At 41.4% G+C, this 19,010-nt stretch carries 23 protein-coding genes and 1 other RNA gene; 1 reads left to right on the forward strand and 23 read right to left on the reverse strand.

Annotated elements, in window-relative coordinates:
• Positions 1-31: 31 nt before the first annotated feature.
• From purC to N8M95_RS07260, 11 genes are all read right to left on the reverse strand, one after another.
• Positions 32-739, reverse strand: a complete 708-nt coding sequence (gene purC, locus N8M95_RS07210) for a phosphoribosylaminoimidazolesuccinocarboxamide synthase (RefSeq protein WP_261116912.1) — start codon at positions 737-739, stop codon at positions 32-34.
• Positions 740-908: 169 nt separating this feature from the next.
• Positions 909-2,258, reverse strand: coding sequence for a competence pheromone export protein ComB (gene comB / locus N8M95_RS07215; RefSeq protein WP_033680985.1), 1,350 nt, complete (start codon positions 2,256-2,258; stop codon positions 909-911).
• A gap of 12 nt (positions 2,259-2,270) precedes the next feature.
• Positions 2,271-4,424, reverse strand: coding sequence for a peptide cleavage/export ABC transporter ComA (gene comA / locus N8M95_RS07220; protein WP_033680984.1), 2,154 nt, complete (start codon positions 4,422-4,424; stop codon positions 2,271-2,273).
• A 158-nt stretch (positions 4,425-4,582) separates the two neighbouring features.
• Positions 4,583-4,771: a hypothetical protein gene (locus tag N8M95_RS07225; RefSeq protein WP_033680983.1), complete on the reverse strand. Its 189-nt coding sequence runs from the start codon at positions 4,769-4,771 to the stop codon at positions 4,583-4,585.
• Positions 4,772-5,133: 362 nt separating this feature from the next.
• Entirely contained in the window at positions 5,134-5,289 is a 156-nt protein-coding gene (locus N8M95_RS07230) for a hypothetical protein (RefSeq protein ID WP_000732248.1), read from the reverse strand.
• Between the two features lie 24 nt (positions 5,290-5,313).
• A complete protein-coding gene (locus N8M95_RS07235; RefSeq protein WP_001180498.1) occupies positions 5,314-5,466 on the reverse strand; it encodes a class IIb bacteriocin, lactobin A/cerein 7B family in 153 nt (50 codons plus the stop codon).
• A 123-nt stretch (positions 5,467-5,589) separates the two neighbouring features.
• A complete protein-coding gene (locus N8M95_RS07240; RefSeq protein WP_000180829.1) occupies positions 5,590-5,763 on the reverse strand; it encodes a class IIb bacteriocin, lactobin A/cerein 7B family in 174 nt (57 codons plus the stop codon).
• A 444-nt stretch (positions 5,764-6,207) separates the two neighbouring features.
• Positions 6,208-6,444 (reverse strand): acyl carrier protein, encoded by a 237-nt coding sequence (locus N8M95_RS07245; protein WP_000136444.1) that lies wholly within the window; start codon positions 6,442-6,444, stop codon positions 6,208-6,210.
• 5 nt (positions 6,445-6,449) lie between these two features.
• The gene (gene plsX, locus N8M95_RS07250; RefSeq protein WP_033680982.1) at positions 6,450-7,442 is read right to left on the reverse strand and encodes a phosphate acyltransferase PlsX; all 993 of its coding nucleotides are present in this window, start codon (positions 7,440-7,442) and stop codon (positions 6,450-6,452) included.
• On the reverse strand, positions 7,439-8,209 hold the full coding sequence (gene recO, locus N8M95_RS07255; protein ID WP_020902251.1) for a DNA repair protein RecO: 771 nt from the start codon (positions 8,207-8,209) through the stop codon (positions 7,439-7,441). The genes plsX and recO overlap by 4 nt, the downstream gene beginning before the upstream one ends.
• Positions 8,206-9,375, reverse strand: coding sequence for a pyridoxal phosphate-dependent aminotransferase (locus tag N8M95_RS07260; RefSeq protein WP_120719223.1), 1,170 nt, complete (start codon positions 9,373-9,375; stop codon positions 8,206-8,208). The genes recO and N8M95_RS07260 overlap by 4 nt, the downstream gene beginning before the upstream one ends.
• A gap of 148 nt (positions 9,376-9,523) precedes the next feature.
• On the opposite strand from N8M95_RS07260, the gene N8M95_RS07265 reads away from it, so the two are divergent.
• The gene (locus N8M95_RS07265) at positions 9,524-10,534 is read left to right on the forward strand and encodes a YeiH family protein (protein WP_120719222.1); all 1,011 of its coding nucleotides are present in this window, start codon (positions 9,524-9,526) and stop codon (positions 10,532-10,534) included.
• Here the strand turns inward: N8M95_RS07265 and N8M95_RS07270 are convergent.
• From N8M95_RS07270 to comW, 12 genes are all read right to left on the reverse strand, one after another.
• On the reverse strand, positions 10,531-10,656 hold the full coding sequence (locus tag N8M95_RS07270; protein ID WP_261116915.1) for a hypothetical protein: 126 nt from the start codon (positions 10,654-10,656) through the stop codon (positions 10,531-10,533). The genes N8M95_RS07265 and N8M95_RS07270 overlap by 4 nt on opposite strands.
• Before the next feature lie 61 nt (positions 10,657-10,717).
• The gene (locus N8M95_RS07275; RefSeq protein ID WP_120719221.1) at positions 10,718-11,155 is read right to left on the reverse strand and encodes a CoA-binding protein; all 438 of its coding nucleotides are present in this window, start codon (positions 11,153-11,155) and stop codon (positions 10,718-10,720) included.
• Between the two features lie 117 nt (positions 11,156-11,272).
• Positions 11,273-12,241, reverse strand: a complete 969-nt coding sequence (locus N8M95_RS07280) for a ribose-phosphate diphosphokinase (protein WP_020902250.1) — start codon at positions 12,239-12,241, stop codon at positions 11,273-11,275.
• Positions 12,242-12,386: 145 nt separating this feature from the next.
• Positions 12,387-13,202 (reverse strand): PrsW family intramembrane metalloprotease, encoded by an 816-nt coding sequence (locus tag N8M95_RS07285; RefSeq protein ID WP_033680976.1) that lies wholly within the window; start codon positions 13,200-13,202, stop codon positions 12,387-12,389.
• A 24-nt stretch (positions 13,203-13,226) separates the two neighbouring features.
• Positions 13,227-13,724 (reverse strand): beta-class carbonic anhydrase, encoded by a 498-nt coding sequence (locus N8M95_RS07290; protein ID WP_004240973.1) that lies wholly within the window; start codon positions 13,722-13,724, stop codon positions 13,227-13,229.
• A gap of 72 nt (positions 13,725-13,796) precedes the next feature.
• Positions 13,797-15,158, reverse strand: a complete 1,362-nt coding sequence (gene radA / locus N8M95_RS07295) for a DNA repair protein RadA (RefSeq protein ID WP_077804517.1) — start codon at positions 15,156-15,158, stop codon at positions 13,797-13,799.
• Between the two features lie 13 nt (positions 15,159-15,171).
• Positions 15,172-15,711 carry a histidine phosphatase family protein gene (locus tag N8M95_RS07300; protein WP_031237801.1) on the reverse strand — a complete coding sequence of 180 codons (540 nt, stop codon included), beginning with the start codon at positions 15,709-15,711 and terminating at the stop codon, positions 15,172-15,174.
• Position 15,712: 1 nt separating this feature from the next.
• Complete coding sequence (locus N8M95_RS07305) at positions 15,713-16,156, reverse strand: dUTP diphosphatase (protein ID WP_261116917.1); 444 nt, start codon at positions 16,154-16,156, stop codon at positions 15,713-15,715.
• Between the two features lie 56 nt (positions 16,157-16,212).
• An RNA gene (ffs, locus tag N8M95_RS07310) (signal recognition particle sRNA small type) lies at positions 16,213-16,310 on the reverse strand.
• A gap of 32 nt (positions 16,311-16,342) precedes the next feature.
• Complete coding sequence (tadA, locus tag N8M95_RS07315) at positions 16,343-16,810, reverse strand: tRNA adenosine(34) deaminase TadA (RefSeq protein ID WP_261116918.1); 468 nt, start codon at positions 16,808-16,810, stop codon at positions 16,343-16,345.
• A 199-nt stretch (positions 16,811-17,009) separates the two neighbouring features.
• Positions 17,010-18,296 (reverse strand): adenylosuccinate synthase, encoded by a 1,287-nt coding sequence (locus tag N8M95_RS07320; protein WP_001832534.1) that lies wholly within the window; start codon positions 18,294-18,296, stop codon positions 17,010-17,012.
• A 230-nt stretch (positions 18,297-18,526) separates the two neighbouring features.
• Entirely contained in the window at positions 18,527-18,763 is a 237-nt protein-coding gene (comW, locus tag N8M95_RS07325) for a sigma(X)-activator ComW (protein ID WP_033680974.1), read from the reverse strand.
• Positions 18,764-19,010 lie beyond the last annotated feature (247 nt).

Genomic DNA, 19,010 nt, shown 5'->3' on the forward strand with positions numbered 1-19,010 from the left:
CTTGCAATGTTCTCAAATGACCTTGAGGTTGTTATTTCAATTCCTGCAATTTCTCCCAAACAATCTCGTAAACGTCGGTTAATTCACCTAGACCCCTACGGAAAACATCCTTATCCATGTGGTTGCCATCCGCATCCCACAAGCGGCAGTTATCTGGTGAAAATTCATCTGCCAAGATAATCTTGCCATCCTTGTCAAAACCGAACTCTAGCTTAAAGTCAATCAACTTAAGCCCAATCTCAGCAAACCAAGTTTTCAAAAGTTCATTGATTCGACGAGTTTCTTCCTTCAAGTAGGCAATCTGCTGCTCATCCGCAATCTTTAGAAATTTCACATGCTCGTCATTGATAAATGGGTCATCCAAATCATCATTTTTATAGTAAAATTCGACAATCGGAGTCTCAAATGCGATACCCTCATCCACACCAAAACGTTTTGAAAAGGAACCAGCCGTGTAGTTGCGAAGCACAACCTCGAGAGGAATGATCTCAACCTTTTTATTGAGTTGTTCTGTATCTGAAAGTTTCTCCACAAAGTGAGTCTCCACACCAGCCGCATTTAACTTCTCAAAAATAAAAGATGAAATCTGATTATTCAACACTCCCTTACCTGCAATCTGCTCCTTCTTAACACCATTGAAAGCAGTCGCCTGGTCCTTGTAAGTTGAAATAATAAGATTTTCATCCTCAGTTGTATAGATATCTTTAGCTTTTCCCGAATAGATCAATTGTTTTGACATTTTAAAGTTCGCCTTTCGTATTACTTGAGCACATTCTACCATAAAAAACCTAAAATTACAAGAATTTAACCGAATAAATAATAGATGTGTGCCGAAAATAGTAAAGAAAAAACTGCAAGAAGGAACTTTCTCACAGTTTTGAAATCATTTAACTCTAAAAACACGAATATTACTCTTTGTTCAAAAATTGATCCAAATAATAACGCAGGTAACTTTTCTTACCTGTAATCATCTGCAGACGACCTTCCACACCATATCGAAGTTTTTCAGCTTGATCAGAAGTTAGATTAGTCTCTACCTCGATTTTAAAGAAATTCCCTTTTTCAGTCTTAGTAGCTGTCGCATCAATACCTGTAATTGTAGAATCTAGGAAAAGTTGATTCTTGGCATCATGAGTCGTAGTATAGCGAACAGAATCACCGACCTTGATCCTTGCTACGTCTTTTGAACTGAGATAAGCTGTTAGTTTGGCTTTCCCTTCTTTTTCCAAAGATGGATAGAGTTGGGCTAGTAGGGTACCTTCTGCTACCATGGTAGAATCACTAGTCTCAGGATTAAGGTGAAGAACCCCATCCTCACTAGCCGTAATTTTCCCCTTGTCTAGAAGACTTCCCTGAACCTTCTTGCCTGACTCTGCTTCCAAGATTTTCTGGTCTAGAAGGGTCAATTCCTGACCAACCTTAGCTAAATGTTGGGATTTAAGGGACTCCAATTGACTGCTTAATCCTGACGCATAGGCTTGCTGGGTACCTGAACCTGCATACTGGACACGGTAAGTAGCAAGACTGGATTCTAACTGAGAAAGCTGCGCTTCTACCTGCGCAACTGCCTGGGATTTAGCTTGGGAATTTTCCTCGCCCTGAGACTTATAGGACTGGTAGAGAGAGTAGGCTAGATTCTGACTGGCCAAGGAAGCACCTGTTTCAATAGCTGACTTAGCTGTCTGGTAATCGCGGATTTTAGCCTCTGTTTGACTGATGAGGTTCCCGATTTCGGCTTGGGTTTGGCGAGCTGCTGCATTCTGGGACGCGATGGTCTCATTTTGTTGCGATGTACTAGCCCTAAGACTGCCTGCTTGGCTGATGTAGTCGCGAAAGGTGGCCTGGTAGCCAAATTTATCCTCCTCTGGAAAGTGATTCTCCCCTTCTTGCAGGCTCTTCTGCAAATACTCCAATTGCTTTTTTTGATCCTTGAGCATGTCCAACTGACTAGCATAGGCCTCTGCTTGGACACCCTCTGCCCCTTCTTGATATTGAACCAACAGTTCTCCCTTTTTAACCAGCTTATTTTCTTCCAAATGATTGACAAGAATACGATTGTTGCTAGTTGACTGGATATTGGCAAGAATACGACTAGGCTCTACAGTAGCTCTAGTTGACAAACTCAGCTCCTTCTCTGCAAATGTTGCAAAGCCAAGCAAAAACACGAGTAGAAGGGACATGGGGACAATCACCCGACTGGAAAAATTATGGTAACGACGATTATAAAACTCCGCACTTTCTAAAAATTCTGGTTTCATCCTCTCCTCTTTCTAGCTATTCACCAAATGGGCGTAAAAGCCACCCTGTGCAAGTAAATCAGCATGCTTTCCTTCTTCAACAATCTTGCCCTGGTCCAAGACAACAACCTTCTCTGTCCGCTCAGCAATGGTCAAGCGGTGGGCGATGAAAATCAAGGTCTTGTCTAAAGCCATGAGATTATCAACAATTCGCTTCTCTGTCAAAATATCTAAACTGCTGGTCGCCTCATCCAAAATCAAGACCGGCGCATCTGTCAAGAGAGCACGCGCCAGAGCGATTCTCTGACGTTGACCACCTGAGATTCCTGCCCCATCCGAAGTCAATTCTGTCTGGTAATTCAGTGGCATGCGCTCAATGTCCTCCCGAATCTCTGCCAACTCGACCGCCCGTAAGATATCCTCTTGAGTCGTCCCTTCTTTAGCTCCAAGGAGAAGATTCTCCAAAATCGTTCCGTTAAAGACATAGGGCTGTTGAGGCAGATAGTTGATATACTGGCGCAAGGCTTTTTTATCAATCTGATTGAGATTGACACCACCCAGACTAATCTCTCCCTGACTTGGATCGTAAAAATTAACCATCATCTTGGCCAAAGTCGTCTTACCTGACCCTGAAATTCCCACAAAAGCTACTTTAGAACCTTGGGAAATGGTCAAGTTGATATCCGACAAGACGTCTCGACCATAGCCATACTTGTAGGAAACCTGCTTGAAGTCCATATCTCCCTTCATCAAGCTCAAATCCTCAACTGTTTTCTTCTCCTCAAACTCAGAAGCTACCAGATAAACCTCATTCAGACGGTTATTGGCAACCTGCGCTGTCTGAAGCTTGGTTTGCAGATTGATGATATTTTCCAAAGGATTGGTAAAGTAAACCAGCAAGGTATTATAGGTAATCAACTGCCCCAAACTCATCTTGCCATCCATGACCAGAACAGCCCCCATCCAGAGAATACCGACATTGAGCAAGAGATGGGCAACTTTTTTCAGAGCCTTTTGCTGACTCTCTGCCCGACTATAGGTAAAAGATTTTTTCAGATAATCCACAAATTCCTTGTCAATTTTTTGGTAACGCTGACTTTCACTGGTCAAGGACTTAATAGTCTCAATACCGTTGATGTCCTCAATGATAGAAGAAGACAGAACCGCATTGGCTTCCATGGTGTCCCGATTCATCTTTTCAAAAGGCTTCATAAAGGCAAAGATAATCACTGTGTAGATAGGAAGTGCCAATAAGGTCATGAAAAAGAGATTAGTATTTTGTGAAAATAAAACAAGGGAAATAATGACAACCGTTGACACATCTAGGAAAATCGAAAGAATGGTCGAAGCCAGCGCATCAATGATACTGTTAGCATCTGTAAAACGAGACACGATTTCCCCTGTACGACGTGTCGCAAAAAAGGACATAGGCAGGTGAAAAACATGCTTGATATAGGACAAAATCACGTCAATCGATAAGCGTTGCCCCAAAACAAGTAAGAGATACTCCTGAGCGTAAGACAAAATCTGCTGGAGAATATAGACGATGACCAACCCAATAGAAATAATCCCCAGCGTCGAACGCATCTGATCTGGCACATAGGTATCAATGATAGACTGCAGATAATAAGAACCCACAATATTAATCAAGGTTACCAAGAGTGTTGCCAAAACGATATTAGCAATCAAGCCACGCTGCTTCACTAATATAGGGATAAAAGAGAGCAGGCCATTCTTTTGATCCTTATGAGGCTTGTAGTCTGGACTAGGTGCCATAAAAAGAGTCACTCCTGTCCATTCTTCCTCAAAACGCTCACGTGGCAGTTTGGTCAATTTCACCCCAGGATCTGGATCGGCAATATGAATGCTATCCTTATCCTGCCCAGTCACCACATAGTAGTGGAGCAATTTCCCTTCCTTAAGCACATGGACAATAAAAGGAAAAGTCAAATCTGGCAAGTCAAAAAGCGTCATATCCGCCTTAATTGCTCTCGTCTCAAAGCCAATCTCCTCTGCCACCTTGACCAAGCCCAAAGCCGTTGTCCCATCCATGGTCGTCTTGGCCAATTCTCGCAAGTGAGCCAAAGAATAATAACTACCATAGTAGCCAAAAACCATGGCTAATGAAGCTACACCACAGTCCATCTGATCCACCTGCGGACGATAGTGACGTTTCCCAAATTTCATATTCATCTCCTTTTTCCTAAACTCATCTGATAACAACTATCTTACCCCAATCCCCAAACAAAAACTGGACTTCCTCCCCAAATGCTCCTATCTACCTCCCAAATGTACTTTTGGGATAAAAAAATAGGCAGAACAAACGTTCTACCTAAAATATATGTTTATTTCTTTTTCTTCCTAATTCTTTTGTCAATCATGTACAAAACGATAATCGAAAATAGCGGTGGTACAATATAACTCTTTTCACTCATTGTCAGCTGAAATCCCAGAGTTGCAAGTATCTTAAAGATGAAAATATTCATCAAAAATAGAAAAACAAATACTAAAAAATATTTTAAAATCTTATTCATTTCTTTCCTTCAGCTTTCCTAATTTCTATACCTATTTTATCAAAAATATATGTAAAACTCCAAATAAACACCTCAACTACACTTTTGGCAAAAAATAGGCAGAACAAATGTCCTGCCTACTAAAAATATGGTATGAAAGGCAATTGATGTTTTACTGTCACCCTAGGCAAGCTTGGAACAAATAAATCATTGATAGTAACCTTTACGACATCCTATTTATTACTTCAATTACTAATGTCCCTGCTATTCCTAAGCCACCTCTGGTATAATCTATTCATGGTCAAAATAGATAACACCGTTCTAAGTTACGATTCATAGTTTTTCTTACATTCTTTAATAAAATATGTATCAAATTGTTAAAATTAACGTCTGCTTCCTAGATGACGACCGTACATATAGGTAACAACTCCTAAAACACCCCAAGCGATAGCTGTAGAAGTAGTAATAATAAGTCCACCCTCGGTACTAGCCAAATCTGCTTCTGCCATGATCTCAAATTTTTCTTCTAATTTTTTCATATCCCACTTGCTCCTTTAAATATATTAACCAAACGTACGAGATAACCAATAACCAGCTACCCCAGCTCCACCTGCAGCAAGTAATGAGCCTCCGATAACAATCAATAAACCCACTCCGCCTTGTACTTGCTCTAATTCATTTTGCTTTACGATTTCAAATTGATTCAAATTTTGCATGATATACTCCTTTTTAAATAATACTAGCTAATCCAATAGCTACTCCTACTAATAAACCCACTATTCCTGAGGCTGATATAATAACAGCCGCAAATTCGTTTGAAAACTTCATTGATTCTCTCATTATCTCTTGTTTCGACTAATTCCAATAGCTACTCCTGCACTTAAACCGGCAAATGCTGAACCTGCAATAATACTAGCTGCTACTGCAATCGGAATAATTCCCCCATCCACATTCATCAACTCTTCTTCTGTAAGAGCTACAAAGTTCTGTTCCATTTTGTCAAAATTTGTCATCTTTTTTCTCCTTTATTTCTATTTTTTAGTTTACGATTTCTGGCTCTTAAACCATTTTAAAAACCAGAATAGATAAATTACTGAATTCCTTTTCTTTCCTTTTCGTCTCACTTATCTATTTGAGAAGTGATTTAAAATGAACAGGTAAATTTCATTTATTTTAAATACCATTTGATAAACCATGGCAATAAGATTGGTAAATACATCGCGTAATCTCCTTCCTTTTCTTCTCACTTATTTATTCGAAAAATAATTCGAAAATGTACAATTAATTAAATTTTATTTGAAAAATAATTTAATGAACCACGGATAAAAACCAGTCACATACATAAACACTCCTCCTTTTTCTTCCTTATCTATCTATTCGTAATTCCCACTAAAAGTTCTAAATTTTTTATTTTTCCTGACAATAAAAAAGCAACACGACTTGCATGTTGCTTCTTGCTATTCTTTACTTTTGACGACTTCTACCACATCTCCTACGCTCTGCAGTTGGTCAATTTCCTCATCACTGATTTCGATATTAAATTCATCTTCCAGTGTCAAGATAAACTCCATCAAGTCAACTGAGTCCGCATCCAAATCGTCTTTCAGACTCAAGGATTCTGTCACGACAAAGTCTTCTCCCTGTCGCTCTTGGATAATGGTCACAATACGGTCAAAAATTTCTTTTTCTGTCATCTCTTTTATTCTCCTGAAAATTCACGCGCAGTCTGGGCAACTACGTCTGTTTCTAGCATGGTACGGATCTGACGAATCGTACTATACACAGCCTTGGCATCGCTTGAGCCATGAGTCTTAACAACAGGTGCCTTGACACCAAACAAGACTGCTCCACCAACATCTGAATAGTTGAGCTGTTTTTTCAAACCTCTGAGGCTGTCCTTGAGAAGGAGGGCACCTAGTTTCGCTCGCAGACCACCACCTGTAATAGCGGTCTTGAGCAAGCCCATGATTCCCATGGCTGTCCCTTCAATGGATTTGAGCACAGCGTTTCCCGTGAAACCATCTGCCACAACAACATCTGCAACGCCATTCATCAAATCACGTGCTTCCACGTTTCCGATAAAGTTCAAACTTTCATCAGCCGCCAGTAATTCATAGGTTTCCTTACGAAGCGGGTCGCCCTTACTACTCTCTGTTCCGTTGTTGAGCAAGCCAACACGTGGTTGCGTAATGCCACGAACATTTTTAGCATAGAAGGAGCCTAGAACCGCGTATTGATGGAGGTGCTGGGCTGTATTTTCTGCATTAGCACCGAGGTCCAGCATGTCAAAACCTTTCCCATCAATAGTCGGCAAGGTTGACATAAGCCCAGGGCGATCGATATTCTTGATACGACCCACGATGAAAAATCCTGCTGCTAGTAAAGCACCTGTATTCCCAGCCGAGAGTATAGCATCTGCCTCTCCATCTTTGACAGCCTTGGCCGCCAAGACCATACTGGCATTTTTCTTCTTCCGAATAGCTCTCGTAGGTTCATCGCCTGAATCAATCTTCTCATCCGTATGGATAATGCTGACGCGCTCCGTCGCTGTCATATATTGCTTGATTTTAGCTTCATCTCCGTAAAGTTGAATCTCGATATCTGAAAAGTCAGCTAGGGCTTGATTGACACCCTCAACGATGGCCTGAGGTGCGTAATCGCCCCCCATGGAATCTACTGCGATTTTTTTCATTTCTTTTCCTCTTTTAGTAATTGTCCCCAGTCGGATAGGGAATCAATAAATTTCTTTGATTTTAGGTGAATCCCAACGTACTCTTCGTAGAGTTGATCCATAAATTGGCGTAGCTCTTGCTTGATTTCAGGCTTGAGCGAAATGGTCTCCAAGGTTTCAAAATCAATGGCTTGAAATTGATTGAGCAGATAAGGGATATTAGGGTTTAGATGGCAACGTCTCTCATCTTCATGATAATGGTCTGGACAGAGGCAAGCGCCATATTTGAAAGAAAAGTCAAAAGCCTGACCGACCCGATGGCAAAAGACACACTCATTAAAATTGAGGCTAATCCCAAATCGAGTCAAGATTTGAATTTCAAAAATGTTAGTCAAAACCTGATAATCCAAGCCAGCTTCCATCAACTCCAAAGTCTTTTGCAAAAAAGCAAACAAGGGAGCATCCTGCTGATTATCCTGCAAACTAGCATCTGCAAGAGCTGCCACATAGGTCGCATAAGCCATGACAAAGAGATCGCTATTAATCTTGGGAAACGTCATCACCTCATGATAGTCCTCAATGTAACTGAGCCCATCATCATTGATTCGTAAGAGAAATCGAGCCAGCACCAAGGGCTGAATAACAGGAGCCAGCTTAGACTGGCCAGCATGTTTAACGAAAAACATGCGCTTGCCAGCCTGCTCTGTAAAAATCTTGACTAGCTTGTCATCCTCACGAAAGTTACGATTGTAGAGCACCAAGCCTTGACTCGTGATAGACTGAATCATGCTTCTCTCATATACTCCTCAAGTCGTTTCATGGCTTCTTTGATCGTCTCCATGCTGGCTGCATAAGATAGGCGAACATAACCTTCCCCGTAACGCCCAAAGGCTGCACCAGGGATAAAGGCAACAGCCTTCTTCTGAGCAAAATCCTTCAGAAAAGCAAAGGAATCTTGATTGTAACCCGCTGGAATCTTAGCAAAGATATAGAAGGCACCGTCTGGTTTGATAATCTCAAAACCAAGAGTAGTCATTTTTTCGATAATGTAATCTCGACGCTGGATGTATTCCTTCTTCATAGGCTCCGCATCGTTTTTACCAGCCGTCAAGGCTTCTACCGCAGCATGTTGAGCCATAGTATTTGCGGCAGTCACCAAGTACTGGTGACTCTTGATTAACTGGGCTGTGAAGGTCGCAGGAGCGAAAATCAACCCCAAACGCCAACCGGTCATAGCATGCGATTTAGATAGACCATTGATAATAATAGCTTGGTCTCTCAGCATCGTTCCTAGAGACACATGGGCTTCGCCTGTGTAGGTCAATTCTGAGTAAACCTCATCACAGACAACGAAAATTTCGTACTTGCGCAAAACAGCTGCCAAGGCTTCCAACTGCTCTCGACTATAGGTAATTCCTGTCGGATTAGCTGGATAGTTGAGAATAACCGCCTTGAGCTTGTCTCCCTGCTCCAAAATGGCCTTCTCCAACATTTCAGGAGTCAAGACAAACCCATTTTCAGTCGTGTCAATCTCGACAATCTCTGCCCCAACTAGATTGACAATCGGTTCATAGCCTGGATAAGCAGGAGCTGGCAAGAGCACCTTGTCTCCCTCTTCCAAAATAGCTGTCAAAGTAGCAGATAATGCCTCTGTCGCCCCAATTGTAACCAAGATTTCATTTTCAGGAGCATAGTCCAGTTGGTACTTTTCCTTAACAAAGTCACTGGCTGCCTGACGTAGAGTCAGCAGACCACTCATCCCTGTATAGTAGGATTGGTTCTGATCAATCGCTCGCTTGGCCGCCTCCTTGACATGGTCTGGCGTTGTAAAATCAGGTTCCCCCAAGGTCAAACGCAAGACCCCAGGAATCTCCGAAATAGCCTGGTCAAACTGACGAATCAACGAAACTTGAATCTTATCTAACTGTTTATTAAAGCGCTTAGTTAAGTCCATAGATACCTCCTACTTTCAAAACGTATCTCTATTATACTACAAAAGCCCCCCGACCGCAAAAATACATTAGAGAATAGCTTTCCACTTTCTATTTTACTTTTCCTGTTTACAGGTCTATAATGGTAACAGATTCTATTTGGAGGTTTTTATGTCATTTCTATCAAAAAATGGAGTAGGCATCTTGGCCTGCCTTCTGATTTCACTACTTGCTTGGTATCTAGGCGGATTCTTCCCTGTGATTGGCGCACCCGTCTTTGCGATTTTCATAGGCATGCTCCTACATCCCTTTATCGCGTCTCATAAACAACTGGATGCTGGATTGACCTTTAGTTCCAAAAAATTGCTCCAGTATGCCGTTATCTTGCTTGGTTTTGGTCTCAATATTTCGCAGGTCTTTGCAGTTGGGCAATCTTCACTCCCTGTCATCCTGTCCACCATCTCAATAGCCTTGATTGTTGCCTACCTCTTCCAACGCTTCTTTGCCCTGGACACAAAACTGGCTACCTTGATTGGAGTGGGTTCTTCTATCTGTGGTGGTTCTGCCATTGCGGCGACAGCACCCGTTATTCATGCCAAGGAAAAGGAAGTAGCCCAAGCCATCTCTGTTATCTTTTTCTTCAATGTCTTGGCTGCTCTCATCTTTCCAACCCTAGGTACTTGGCTTCACTTATCTAATGAAGGATTTGCCCTCTTTGCAGGAACAGCTGTCAATGACACTTCCTCTGTAACAGCCACAGCCAGCGCCTGGGACAGTCTCTACCAGACCAATACCCTCGAATCCGCAACCATTGTTAAACTGACGCGCACCCTGGCTATCATCCCTATCACTCTCTTTCTCTCCTACTGGCAAAGGCGCGAGCAAAAAAATAAGCAAGGTTTGCAACTGAAAAAAGTCTTCCCACTTTTTATCCTTTACTTTATCCTTGCATCGCTCCTAACAACCCTACTGACCTCTCTCGGTGTAGCTAGTAGCTTCTTTACCCCTCTTAAACAACTCTCCAAATTCCTCATTATCATGGCCATGAGTGCTATCGGACTCAAAACCAATCTGGTAGCTATGGTCAAATCCAGCGGAAAATCCATTGTTCTCGGAGCCATCTGCTGGATTGCCATCATCCTCACTAGTCTTGGGATGCAAACCCTTATCGGCATTTTCTAATACTCTTCGAAAATCTCTTCAAACCACGTCAACGTCGCCTTGCCGTAGGTATGGTTACTGACTTCGTCAGTTCTATCTGCAACCTCAAAATAGTGTTTTGAGCAACCTGCGTCTAGTATCATAGCTTACTCTTTAATTTTCATTGAGTATAACACAAAAGGTAGCACAGCAGCTACCTTTTTCTTATGCTTCCTCAATCAAACGTGTATGTTCTCTCTTGATGCAACGATTCATCACGATGTCATCACATCCACCAGCACGCAAGATTTCTTCCGCTTCTAGACTTTCAAGTCCTAGCTGTGCCCAAAAAATCTTGGCATCAGCCTTGAGAAAATCACGCGCCACATCTGGCAAAAACTCACTGCGACGGTAAACATTGACAATATCTACAGGAAAAGGAATCTCTGCTAGGCTAGCATAAGCCTTTTCACCCAAGATATCGCCACCTGCCGCCTTGGGATTGACTGGGATGATTTTATAACCCCGAGCCTGCATTTCCTTGGTCACTCGATTGCTAGTTGTTTCCTCACGATCTGACAACCCCACCACAGCAAGTGTTTTACTCGTTGCTAAATACTGACGAATCACGCCATCACTTGGATTGATAAATTCTTGACTCATAGAAATCCTCCTTTTTCATCAGTATAGCACATTTTGAAAAGGCTTGCAGATTTTGGCTACAAAAAAGCTCCCAGCAGTTCACTTCTGCTAGGAGCATGTTCCATTTTAAGTGAAAACTTAAATCTTTTTCTCAATACTGAAAAGTGGAGAAAGTGGGCGTTTTTCATGGATACGTACGATAGCATCCCCTAGGAGATGAGCGATTGAGATCTGCTCAATCTTATCGATCAAACGTTCTTCTGGCAGATAGATGGTATCCAAAACAACCAATTTCTTAATAGCTGATTTTTGGATATTGTCCATAGCAGGACCAGAAAGAACTGGGTGCGTACAGCTCGCATAGACTTCGATGGCACCAGCTTCTGCAAGGGCATCTGCCGCGTGACAAATCGTTCCAGCCGTATCAATCATATCATCAATCAAGATACAAGTCTTGCCTTCGACCTTACCGATGATATTCATGACTTCACTAGTATTCATCTTATCAACGCTACGACGTTTGTCAATGATAGCAATAGGTGTTTTCAAAAATTCTGCTAACTTACGGGCACGAGTCACCCCTCCATGGTCTGGGCTGACAACCACATAGTCAGAACCAACCATGCCACGACGCTCAAAATAATCCGCAATCAGAGGAGCTCCCATCAAGTGATCCACAGGAATATCAAAGAATCCTTGAATCTGCGCAGCATGCAAGTCGATGGTCAATAAACGATCCACTCCAGCTACTTCAAGCATATTTGCGACAAGTTTTGAAGTGATGGGCTCACGCGCTCTAGCCTTTCTATCCTGACGTGCATACCCATAGTAAGGCATGACAACATTGACAGATTCTGCACTCGCACGCTTCAAAGCATCTACCATAATCAAAATTTCAAGCAGATTGTCATTTACAGGTGAACTAGTTGATTGTAGGATAAAGACGTGTTTCCCACGGATTGATTCTTCAATGTTGACCTGAATCTCTCCATCTGAAAATTGGCGAACACTTGATTTCCCCAACTCTATCCCAATCTCCTGCGCCACACGTTCTGCCAATTCTTTATTAGAAGAAAGGGCAAACAGCTTTAAATCAGAAAAAGACATGATTTCCTCCGGTATATATGTATCGCTTGTGCTTTTCACAAGATTTTTCCATCTACCATTGTAGCGTTTTTTGCACTATTTTTCAATCAAAAATAAAAGAAGGGCACCATATTTGTACCCTTGCATCATTCTTTTGAAAAATATTCTAGTTCATCAACTCATTGTGCTTCTCAACAAAGCGATAAGCCTGATAAAAACCATAAAGAGTAATAGCCGTAACCAATGGAATCGCTAAAGGCAACTCTGTCTCCAACTCAACAAAAGGGGAGTTAAACAAGAAGTGAGTTCCCAAGGCTAAACCTAAGAAAAGAAGCCCCTGTTTCTTGCCATCCTTCTGCCCTTTATAGGCTCTGTAAAGCAAGTACACACCTACTACAGCCAGACCTGAAAAAGTCCAGTGAGAGGCAATTCCTGAGATGATACGCTCTAAAATCCTTGAAATAGTAAAGTCAAATCCCTCTGGCAAATCCGTACGAATGTAGCCAATGTCCTCAATCATTTGGAATCCCAAACCAGAAGCAATCCCTAGTAAAAACAAAGATTTTAATTTTCGCACAGGAATCAAAGCTAAAACAAAAACCAGTGGCAATAATTTCAAGGGTTCTTCTACCAAAGGAGCCACAATAGCACTTTCAAAGGCATTTAAAAATGCACTATCTGGGAAAAGAACCCCCAGTAAATCATGGATGTAGGTATTAGCAAAGCTAGAAAGCCAGCCTGAAAGGAACATCCCACCCAATAAAGACAAGATCAAGGCGTTCTTTGGTAATTCCCATTTTTTCCCAATACGGAAAAGGAAATAAAGAGCCGGAATCATGTAAAAGAGAGCTAGAAAGATAGAAACTCCCATCAGTCCATATTCCGCACCTGACATCGAACCATCCGTATAGTAGATTGTCTCATACTGTAAACCAATACATAGCAATAAAATAAAAGTAAATAAAATACTGTTTTTCTTCATACACTTTCTTTCTAAATGAATTTTTTACAATTCTACGACTGTCATACTTCCTGTATCCACATCGTAAATAGCACCAGAGATAATGACATCGTCTGGTATTAGGGGCGAATCGATAAGGAGTTGCATGTCCTCACGTACACTCTCCTCTATATCTTGGAAGGGCAAAAAGTCCTGATCTGACACATCGACACCTAGTTCCTCTTTTAAATACTCCTGAAAAGGTCCATTTTCAAAGGTCTGAGCACCACAGTCTGTATGGTGCAGCACCACAATCTCTCTTGTCCCCATCTGTTGCTGGGAAATAACTAGCGAACGAATCATGTCCTCAGTCACTCGACCACCTGCATTCCGCAAGATATGAGCATCCCCAAGTGCCAAACCTAGAGCTTGCGCAACGTGCAAACGTGAGTCCATACAGGTTACAATGGCTACTCTAGTTTTGGGTTTAAGTGGCAGATTTAACTGCCCATGTAGGGCAACATAAGCCTGATTGGCTTGCATAAACTGTTCAAAATACGACACGATTCCCTCCTTGAAAATTTGATAGTCAAATATTTCTCCTATCTTATCATTTTTAAGAGGATTTGTCACAGATTAAGCAAAAACCTTTTTCAAAACTTCCTGAATCGTTGTCACACCAATGACCTGAATTTCCTTAGGCGGAGTGATTCCTGTCAGAGAATTCTTAGGTACATAAATCTTAGTAAAGCCCAGTTTAGCAGCTTCATTAATACGTTGCTCGATACGATTCACGCGCCGAATCTCCCCTGTCAAACCCAGCTCGCCTACAAAACATTCCTGAGGGTTGGTTGGCTTGTCTTTGTAACTAGAAGCAATGGCAACTGCAACCGCCAAGTCAATGGCAGGTTCATCCAATTTGACACCGCCAGCAGATTTAAGATAAGCATCTTGATTTTGCAAGAGAAGACCGGCCCGTTTTTCCAAAACAGCCATAATCAAACTCGCACGATTGAAATCTAGCCCTGTCGTCGTACGCTTGGCATTTCCAAACATAGTCGGTGTGACCAAAGCCTGAACCTCCGCCAAAATCGGACGCGTCCCTTCCATGGTCACAACGATTGATGAACCAGTTGCTCCATCCAAACGCTCTTCTAGGAAAACTTGACTCGGATTGAGGACCTCAACCAAGCCACCCGACTGCATCTCAAAAATCCCAATCTCATTAGTAGAACCAAAACGGTTTTTGACCGCTCTCAAAATACGAAAGGTATGGTGACGCTCCCCTTCAAAATAAAGCACCGTATCCACCATATGCTCTAGCATACGAGGACCAGCCAAGGTTCCTTCCTTGGTCACATGACCTACTATAAAGATGGCAATATTATTAGTCTTAGCCAGCTGCATGAGCTCAGCAGTCACCTCACGCACCTGAGAAACAGACCCCTGCACCCCTGAAATCTCAGGAGACATAATTGTCTGGATAGAGTCGATGATGAGAAAATCAGGCTGGATACGTTCCACTTCTGCTCGTACGCTCTGCATATTGGTCTCTGCATAAAGATAAAACTCACTATCAATGTCTCCCAAGCGCTCTGCACGTAACTTGATTTGCTGGGCAGACTCCTCTCCACTAACGTATAGAACAGTCCCCACTTGAGACAACTGGGTTGAAACTTGTAGGAGAAGGGTCGATTTCCCGATTCCAGGATCCCCACCGATGAGGACGAGACTTCCTGGTACCACTCCGCCTCCAAGTACACGGTTGAATTCCTCCATCTCTGTCTTGGTTCGATTAACGTTGATAGAAGTCACCTCAGCCAATTTCATGGGTTTAGTTTTCTCACCTGTCAAGGACACACGCGCATTCTTTACCTCGGCAACCTCAACCTCTTCTACAAAAGAAGACCAAGACCCACAGTTGGGGCATCGTCCCAGATATTTAGGGGAATTATACCCACAATTTTGACATACAAATGTCGCTTTTTTCTTTGCGATGATAAACCTCTTTCTATATCTCTAACTCACACTCAATCACTTGACAAAAATCAATCTTCTCATTTGGCACAAACTGGCGCATAAGCATTCCGTGAGTTACAATGATAATAGTTTTATAATTTTTATATTTTTCCAAAGTTCTTAAAAAACGATGACGCATCTCCAGAGCAGTTTCATAGCGGCAAGGAGAATCTTCAGGTAAACCTCCTTGATGTTTTAGATAATATTCATGAGCTACCAATACACTAGTTAAATCAGAGTTAGTACCATTTAAGTCTGGACGCCACTCATGAAAAAACGGCTCCACAAATAAGTCCAATCCTGTTTCAACCGCTATATAATGGGCTGTTTCTAAAGCCCTCGTCACAGACGATGAAATAATAATCTCTGCCTTTCCAAAACATGCAGTTTTAGCAACTTCTTTTGCCAGACTGCGACCTTTTCCTGTCAATGGTGCTAAATCACGACCAAAACCGCTATAGAGTTGCGGATTTTCAAGTTTATCAAGCATACTATAATCTGGCTCCCCATGACGTACAAAGATAATCTTCATTCTAGTGCCCAGTCGATCCAAATCCACCAGTCCGCACGCCGTCTGCCGCATCTCCATCTGCAATTAAAAAAGAAGCAAAGACAGCCTGGACAACACGTTCTCCAACTTCAAGAACAACCTCTTGGTCTGTGATATTCTTCATCTGCGCAAAAATATGCCCTTCATTCCCAGGATTGCCATAATAATCCCCATCAATGACCCCAACTGAATTAATTAAAACCAAGCCCTTTTTACGAGGGTTTGAAGAACGATCATAGAGGTAGAGAACCTCAGTCGGCTGCATATAAGCCTTAACCCCTGTCGGAACCAATACAATCTCTCCTGGCGCAATAACTGTACGCACAGCAACCTTTAAGTCGTAACCAGCCGCATGGGCTGTCTCACGCTTGGGCAATAAATTTTTATCTGTAAAAGTCGAAACCAATTCAAAACCACGAATTTTCATATTCTTCTCTTTTCTATTATCATTTATTCTAGATTATTCTATCTTATTTATTCGGAAAAAGCACGAAAAAAAGAGCACACAATTCAAATCGCTTAGGGCTGCTGGATTCCTCCCCTGACCCGCTTCACGCAGAACTGTTGCTCCACTATTTATTATATCACATTCCTATTCATTTTAAAAGCAAAATTATTTTTTCCGTCTATTTCTAAAAAAGTCCTGCATAATACCTGCACATTCATCTTCCAAAATTCCCGTTTCAACCTCCACACGATGGTTGAGACGCTCATCTGTCAAAATATCATATAAACTACCAGCAGCGCCAAATTTCTGGTTTTTAGCCCCATAGACCACGTTTGGAATACGGGCAAGTCCAATCGCCCCACTACACATGACACACGGCTCAATAGTCACAAAAAGTGTACAATCCAGCAAGCGCCAACTCTCCTCACTCAGGTTCGCATTTTCTATAGCCATAATTTCCGCATGCATAACCGCTCGTTGCAACTCCTCACGCGCATTATGCCCACGACCAATGATTTCTCCGTCCTTGACAATCACACAACCAATTGGAATTTCATCGTGTTCAAGAGCAATCTCAGCCTCTCTCAAAGCCTCCCGCATAAAGACTTCTTTTTCTTCAACTGTATAATTCATCAATTTCCCTTTTACTACTTATCGATTTTATTATTATATCATGAATCCCAAGACAAAAAAAGCCACCGAATGCGGTGACTTTATAGGGAGATTATTATGAAAAAGAAAAGTTTAGGATATTTGTTACAACAAGTTAGGAGGTCTTCTTGTAACTGTCTATAGTATACCCTACCTATCTTAAACAAATCTTAAAAATCTCTTAGGACCAAACACTTTCTAAAATATTTGTTTGTTCACGACCAGGACCTACTGAGAAAGTAGAAATACGAACGCCAACCAATTCACTCACACGACGAACATAGTTACGCGCATTCTCAGGAAGATCTTCCAAATTACGAACTCCGGTAATATCTTCTGACCAACCTGGCAACTCTTCATAGATAGGCTTGCAACGTTTCAATTGCTCAAGACTAGCCGGATAGTAGTCAATACGTTGACCATCAAGATCATAGGCCACACAAATCTTCACTGTATCTAAACCACTCAAAACATCGATAGAGTTCAATGAAAGGTTAGTGATACCAGAAACACGACGACTATGACGCATTACAACTGAATCAAACCAACCCACACGACGTGGACGACCAGTTGTTGTACCATATTCATGACCGACTTCACGGATACGTTCTCCTACTTCATCAAACAACTCAGTTGGGAAAGGACCATCTCCTACACGACTCGTATAAGCTTTACATACACCTACAACCTTGTCAATCTTGCTTGGCCCGACACCTGAACCAATCGTAACACCACCAGCTACAGGGTTTGATGACGTAACAAATGGATACGTACCTTGGTCGATATCTAGCATAACACCTTGGGCACCTTCAAAAAGGACGCGTTTACCGTTATCAAGCGCATCGTTCAAGATTACAGATGTGTCTGTCACATATTTCTTGATTTGTTGACCATATTCGTAATATTCTTCAAAAATATCATCGAAGGCAATCGCTTTACTGTCATACAATTTTTCAAATAGACGATTCTTTTCAGCAAGGTTACGTTCTAAACGCTCACGGAAAATATCTTTATCCAAAAGATCGGCAATACGAATTCCCACACGAGCAGCCTTGTCCATATAAGCTGGACCAATTCCCTTAATTGTAGTACCAATCTTATTGTCGCCCTTAGCTTCTTCTTGCAAACGGTCTAACTCGATATGATAAGGCAAAATAACATGCGCGCGATCAGAAATACGCAAGTTATCAGTTGTCACACCCTCCTCATGAAGATAGCTCAACTCTTTTACAAGAGATTTAGGATTTACAACCATACCATTCCCAATAACAGAGATTTTTTCAGGAAAGAAAATTCCAGATGGAATCAAGTGCAACTTAAATTTCTTACCATCAATCACAATCGTGTGACCTGCATTATCACCACCTTGGTAACGTGCAATCACTTCTGCATTCGCTGAAAGGAAGTCTGTAATCTTCCCTTTACCTTCATCACCCCATTGGGTACCTACAACAACAACTGAAGTCATAATCTTGTCTGAGCCCTCAGGCTCTTCCTTTCTCACATACATGGCAGGACTCTCACCTGCAATTATATCTTACAATTTATTATAAGAAAAAATCGTCTTTTTATCAAGAAGAAACAATAGAAAGATTTGCTATTTCCAACTATTAAAAAAAGATTTAGAAAAATTACTAGCTATTTGCTATTATATTTCCATAAAAGAGTAAATTAGTTCGGAAATTTAGCCAAATTATCTCAACAAGAAATAAAACCTTGTTTCATTATCATCTTTTCAAGATACAAACGATAAGCAACACGATAATGGTAAACGATAAAATCCCGATGATTCCCAATGCTATATCGGAAAAGATAATAAATCAAAAATTTAAAATGAAAATGTTCCCAGTCCCAACTATCACCAAAGAAAGTAGCATACTCTTCTTCGATACTGTCATAGAAATCAGTCATCTGATCATAAATACTTTGTAGCATAAATATATACTCCTTTTCTTTTTATGACCTTATTCTAACAAAAAATTTTACACATTCACTATCAATTCCTGAATTGTTAAAATACCAACCTCAACAAGATAACAAATAGGAAAAATTGACAGAATAGGAATAAATTGACTACCTAAAAAAGCGACTGAAGTAAAATCTTAAAAAAGAAAAACGCATAGTATTGAACTGAACTGCACCCCAAAAGTTAGACAGAAAAAATCTAACTTTTGGGGTGTTT

Source organism: Streptococcus mitis, from assembly GCF_946190325.1.
GTDB lineage: Bacteria > Bacillota > Bacilli > Lactobacillales > Streptococcaceae > Streptococcus > Streptococcus mitis_CF.